General features: G+C 39.7%; 5 protein-coding genes and 2 tRNA genes. 4 read left to right on the forward strand and 3 right to left on the reverse strand.

Going from position 1 to position 5,422, the window contains the following annotated elements:
- Positions 1–101: 101 nt before the first annotated feature.
- Together Q0P34_RS08215 and Q0P34_RS08220 are read right to left on the reverse strand one after the other, a co-directional pair.
- Positions 102–186: transfer RNA gene (locus Q0P34_RS08215), tRNA-Tyr, on the reverse strand.
- 35 nt (positions 187–221) lie between these two features.
- Positions 222–297 (reverse strand) — tRNA-Thr (locus tag Q0P34_RS08220).
- A gap of 124 nt (positions 298–421) precedes the next feature.
- Between Q0P34_RS08220 and asnB the strand changes: the two genes are divergently transcribed.
- Positions 422–2,245, forward strand: a complete 1,824-nt coding sequence (asnB, locus tag Q0P34_RS08225; RefSeq protein WP_294955320.1) for an asparagine synthase (glutamine-hydrolyzing) — start codon at positions 422–424, stop codon at positions 2,243–2,245.
- A 333-nt stretch (positions 2,246–2,578) separates the two neighbouring features.
- On the opposite strand, the gene rpsT is transcribed toward asnB, so the two are convergent.
- Positions 2,579–2,836 carry a 30S ribosomal protein S20 gene (gene rpsT / locus Q0P34_RS08230; protein ID WP_294955322.1) on the reverse strand — a complete coding sequence of 86 codons (258 nt, stop codon included), beginning with the start codon at positions 2,834–2,836 and terminating at the stop codon, positions 2,579–2,581.
- A 157-nt stretch (positions 2,837–2,993) separates the two neighbouring features.
- On the opposite strand from rpsT, the gene gpr reads away from it, so the two are divergent.
- The 3 genes from gpr to Q0P34_RS08245 are packed head-to-tail and all read left to right on the forward strand — an operon-like array spanning position 2,994 to position 5,280.
- Positions 2,994–3,818 carry a GPR endopeptidase gene (gene gpr / locus Q0P34_RS08235; protein WP_294955324.1) on the forward strand — a complete coding sequence of 275 codons (825 nt, stop codon included), beginning with the start codon at positions 2,994–2,996 and terminating at the stop codon, positions 3,816–3,818.
- Between the two features lie 57 nt (positions 3,819–3,875).
- Positions 3,876–5,027, forward strand: coding sequence for a stage II sporulation protein P (locus tag Q0P34_RS08240; RefSeq protein WP_294955326.1), 1,152 nt, complete (start codon positions 3,876–3,878; stop codon positions 5,025–5,027).
- 4 nt (positions 5,028–5,031) lie between these two features.
- Positions 5,032–5,280 carry a hypothetical protein gene (locus Q0P34_RS08245; protein ID WP_294955328.1) on the forward strand — a complete coding sequence of 83 codons (249 nt, stop codon included), beginning with the start codon at positions 5,032–5,034 and terminating at the stop codon, positions 5,278–5,280.
- Positions 5,281–5,422: the final 142 nt, after the last annotated feature.

The following is a 5,422-nucleotide window of genomic DNA, read 5'->3' on the forward strand; positions in this document are numbered from 1 at the left end:
TTAGCTATTTCATAACGCGAAGCGTTATTTCACAAATCCCGCAAGGGATTTATTTCATTGAAAAAAGTCACCTTTGTCGGTAGACAAAAGTGACTTTTTTCTGGTGGAAGAGGGTGGATTCGAACCACCGAAGGCATTGCCGACAGATTTACAGTCTGTTCCCTTTGACCACTCGGGAACTCTTCCATATTATATGGAGATAACCGAAGTTACCTCCCTTTTGGAGCTGGTGAACGGACTTGAACCCCTGACCTGCTGATTACAAATCAGCTGCTCTACCAACTGAGCTACACCAGCGTTTCCTCAACGCTCACATATAATATCATAAGAAGTAGACATTGTCAAGCACTTTTTTGAAAAAGTTTTTGCTTTTTGATAGACTTTTTACTTCCCGTCGCATAATATATGTGGAGGTGATTTTATGTGTGGAATAGCAGGAATACTGTCAGACAGCATTGATCTTAGGCAACAAAACGATATGGTATGGCGAGTAAGTAATTCGTTAAAAATGAGAGGGCCGGATGCTCACGGAGAATACATCAGCAGAAATGCTGCTTTGATTCACAGAAGATTGAGCATTATTGACCCCGAAAACGGCAAACAGCCTATGCGCTTTGGTAAATACATAATTGTGTATAACGGCGAGATTTATAACACAGATGAGATTAGGCGTGAGCTTCGCTTTCACGGATATGTGTTTGAAACAAATTGCGATACAGAGGTTGTGCTGAAAAGTTTTCATCTGTGGCAGGAGAATTGTGCAAAAAGATTAAACGGTATTTTTGCATTTGGAATTTATGATATGGACAATGAGGAGCTGTTTTTGTGCAGGGATAGAATTGGTGTAAAGCCTTTGTTTTATTCACGTAGCAGGCAGCAATTTGCATTTGCATCAAGAATAGACAGCTTGCTTAAAATTGACGGCATAGAACCTATATGTGATGAGAACGGACTAAATGAGATTTTTATGCTTGGGCCTGCAAAGACTATTGGAAAAACTCCGTTTCGTGACATTCTTGAGCTTGAGCCTGCACATTATTTGTATTACAAAAAAGGAAAAATTAAAAAGGGATGCTATTGGAGGCTCGAAGCAAAGGATTTTACAGATAATATGTTACAGGCACAGGAGCATACACATTTTCTCGTGACAGATGCTATCAAACGACAGCTTGTGTCGGATGTTCCTATTTGTACCTTTTTGAGCGGCGGACTTGACAGCTCAATTATTTCACGTGTTGCCTCTGATTATATGAACGACAGGGGTGCGGTGCTTGACACATATTCGGTTGATTACAAGGATAACGACAAATATTTTGAGTCGAGCCTATTTCAGCCTAACAAGGACAGCGATTACATCGGATTAATTTCAAGCTATATTGATTCCGATCATCACAATATTGTGCTAAACAACACCGATGTTGCCGATGCTCTTATTGAAAGTACCTTTGCACGAGGATATCCCGGATTTACCGATGTTGACAGCAGTCTGCTCTTGTTCTGTAAGGAGGTTGTAAAAAATCATAAGGTTGCACTTTCGGGAGAATGTGCAGACGAAATTTTCGGTGGCTATCCTTGGTATCACAGAAAGGAAATATTGTTTGAAAACACATTTCCTTGGAGCAGAACTACGGATGTTCGTCACAGTATTTTGGCAGATGGTTTTTTGAAAAACGGTGATGAATATACACACAACGCTTATTTGTCTACCGTTAAAAAGGCCGACTGTCTTGATACGGACAGTGAAACCGAAAAGCGTATGCGGGAAATGTTTGTGCTGAATATGGATTGGTTTATGCAAACTCTGTTGGCACGAAAGGACGCTATGAGTATGGAGGCGTCGCTTGAGGTACGTGTTCCGTTTTGTGATTACAGAATAGTTGAATATGCGTATAATATGCCGTGGTCAATCAAATCATATAAAGGCAGAGAAAAGGGAATACTTCGTATGGCGTTTGATAATGAGCTTCCCGAGGAGATAACCTGGCGAAAGAAAAGCCCATATCCAAAAACCTTTAACCCTGAATATACACAGACGGTTAGTAATATGGTGCGGTGTGTGATGACAGATAAAGATTGTCCTCTTTATGAAATGCTCAATTTATCTGCAATAAATAATTTAATTGAAAATCCCGATTGCCTAAGTGAGCCGTGGTACGGTCAGCTTATGCGAGGCCCTCAGGTACTTGCATACATTGTTCAAATTTATACCTGGATAAAAAAATACAATGTTCAATTTGACATATAAAAAAAGGACTGCGATGCAGTCCTTTTAGACTGTCGATAAAGTGGGCTGAACCACGCCAAAAGAAAATTTATTTGGCTCCCCTTTTATGCAATAAAGGGGAGCTGTCACCGCAGGTGACTGAGGGGATATAAAAACAGATTGAACATCGAGTTCAATCTGTTTTTGGCGTTTTTCGCCTTTTGCTCGGTCGAGGTACCCTCGTACATCTTCCCTCGCAAAATGCGAAATTCAGCTCCATTTCTCAACAGTCTACCGGCGTGTCGAAATTTATAATTTGACTTTTTCGACACATAAAAAAGGACTGCGACGCAGTCCTTTTAATTTACAATTAGATTATGCCTTGTTGAGCTTTGAAACAAGATTGCTCTTCTTTCTTGCTGCACAGTTCTTGTGGATAAGGTGGTGGTTAGCTGCCTGATCAATCTTCTTAACAGCTTCCTTAACTACTGCTTCCTTATCGTCAGCGTTTGCCTCAATAGCGATGTTAGCCTTTTTGATAGCTGTCTTAAGAGCTGTGTTACGAGCCTTGTTATTAGCAGCCTTTGTCTGATTAACTAATACTCTCTTCTTTGCTGATTTGATGTTTGCCATTTCTTTTTCACTCCTTTGCCGAGAAACTGGATATAAAGGCACAATGCCTATTTCTTTCAATGCTGATTTATATTATCACAAGTTAGAGCAAAATGCAAGCATTTTTTTATTTTTGGGCATACTTTTAATAAAAATAGTTAGATTTGGAGTGTTTTTTGTGACAAATCACACGGATTTGGCAGTAGAGTGCTATGAGAGCGGAGAAAAAACGACACTTAACGGAGTAAAGGTTACAGAGCAAAACAACCTTACAATAGTTGAAGTGCTTAATGATGACGGTGCGAAAAGCATTGGCAAGCCCGTTGGCAAGTATGTGGTTCTTGATATTCGTTCATTTGTTAATGATGCAGATGTGCTTGATGATAGGCTTTACGAATTTGTAAATGTTCTCAAAGATGTTTTACCAAGGAATATTTCGTCAGCACTTGTAGTTGGACTTGGAAATAAAAAGATAACTGCCGATTCGCTCGGACCGTCGGCGATGTCCTTCGTTTTGGCTACTCGCCATATTGCCGATGATTTGAAAAACGATGTCGGCCTGCCGTCGCTTTTCCCCGTTTCCTGTGTAAATACGGGGGTGCTCGGCGACACGGGCATTGAAACGGCAGAAATCATTAAGGGCATTGTAGAGCAAATTAAACCCTCATGTGTAATTGCCGTTGATGCACTTGCTGCAAGCTCTGCCGACCGACTCGGTACAACCATTCAATTTTCCGATTCGGGAATATCTCCCGGCTCCGGTGTTGGCAATCACCGTCACGAGATTTCACAAAAAACCCTTGGTGTACCTGTTGTGGCAATCGGTATTCCAACCGTTGTCAGTACGGGTATTATTTCCGGCAATAATTCCGACACGGCATTTGTTACTCCGCGAGAAATTGATAAAATCTGTCGTCAAGGTGCAAAGCTTATCGGTATGGGTATAAATGTCTGCCTGCAGGATAATATGTCGGTTAAGGATTTGCTTGCCCTCGTGGGATAATGCTTAAAAAATCATCATATAATTATTTGTACAAATTTGCTTTTATATGGTGCTATAATGAAAAAGAATATTATAATTATAATAATTAATACCATTATACTGTTTGGAACAGTAGGAATAGTCGGAAATTTGTCTGTTTTCGTTTGTAATCCCGCAACGGATTTTTCTCTTGCCCTTGTAAAAATTGCCAATCCAAGTGCAATGCTAAATGAGGCAAAGGCAACATTTTCTGTCAATAATAAATTGATAGATGAGAATACTACTAATACCTCATCAAAAGAGGATGAGCCTGTAATGAACAGTATAAGTGCCAAGGACAGCAAGGACTATACGGATATTAAGCAGACTCCCTCGGATATAGTAAAGCTTATGGATAAGGCAAAAAAGACGACCGACAAATCTATGTCGATGGGCAAGACAAGTGAAGAAGCATATCAGGGCGGCGGCAGAATTGTATCCTACGGCAGAATACAAATTCAAAGCAAAATCCCAAAATCCTTCTATTCTCCTAACATTAAAGCCTTGTTAAAGCAGGGGACAGATTTAGAAATTTCCGACAAATCAAAGCCCACTATCCTTATTTATCATTCGCACACTACCGAGGCATATTCTCTTTTGGATGTAGGTTATTATATAAAATCCGATGCGAGGTCAAACAGTCCGTCAAGGAATATGGTTCGCGTCGGAGAAGATTTGAAGGCTTATCTTGAAAAGCAGGGCTTTGTTGTTGTTCACGATAAGACAATTCACGATAAGGATTATAATTCTTCGTATGATAAGTCAGGTGCCGCGATTGATAAATATTTGGAAGAATATCCTTCAATAGAGGTAACCATTGATGTTCATAGGGATGATATTACATATAGCAATAAAACAAAGGTAAAGCCGACAGCAGTTATTGACGGCAAAAAGGCAGCGCGTATGATGATAATTGCAGGCTGTGAGTATAATCGTGTTAAAAATTTTCCGGACTGGGAGGATAATCTTCGATTTGATTTACAGGTGCAAAACAAGGTTGAAGAGATGTATCCCGGCCTTATGCGTCCTATACTGTTTTCAGAAAGAAAATATAATATGCACAAAACGCGTTATTCGTTTTTGCTTGAGGTCGGAACAGATGCCAACACCTTGGATGAGGCGTGCTATTCTGCAAGAATGTTCGGCAATGCTCTTGGTGAATTGTTAAATGAAAAGTATGTAAAAGGATGATTATGTGAAATCAAGGAAGTCAGTTGTGCTTATGCTGCTTGCAGCGGGTTTAGTGCTTGTTGCAGGCTTGGCAGTAGCGTATTATAATACAGCATCTCTCGGCTATGACAATGCAAATTTTCTGTCTTACAACAGTGAGGGTATACGAATTTTTGATATTACGATATTTTTTGCCGATATAAAAGAAATAACGGAAAGACTGTTAAATTTTTTCAGAACAGAGTTAATCGTGATTTCTATATATCTTGTGTAGAAATTTGCCGATTTTTGTAGATATTGTATGCACTTTGAATAATAAAAATACGGAACACTCGGAGGGGTGTTCATTTGGATAAAAAACTTCAAAAAAAGTGTTGACAAAGGGGATGAATAGTGATAAGATGAACAAGTCGTCA

The organism is uncultured Eubacterium sp. (assembly GCF_945980375.1).
Taxonomy (GTDB): domain Bacteria; phylum Bacillota; class Clostridia; order Oscillospirales; family Acutalibacteraceae; genus Eubacterium_R.

Coding starts and splice junctions, on each gene's coding strand:
- asnB (WP_294955320.1), top strand. CDS start 422: ATGTGTGGAATAGCAGGAATACTGTCAGACAGCATTGATCTTAGGCAA.
- rpsT (WP_294955322.1), bottom strand. CDS start 2,836: ATGGCAAACATCAAATCAGCAAAGAAGAGAGTATTAGTTAATCAGACA.
- Q0P34_RS08240 (WP_294955326.1), top strand. CDS start 3,876: ATGAAAAAGAATATTATAATTATAATAATTAATACCATTATACTGTTT.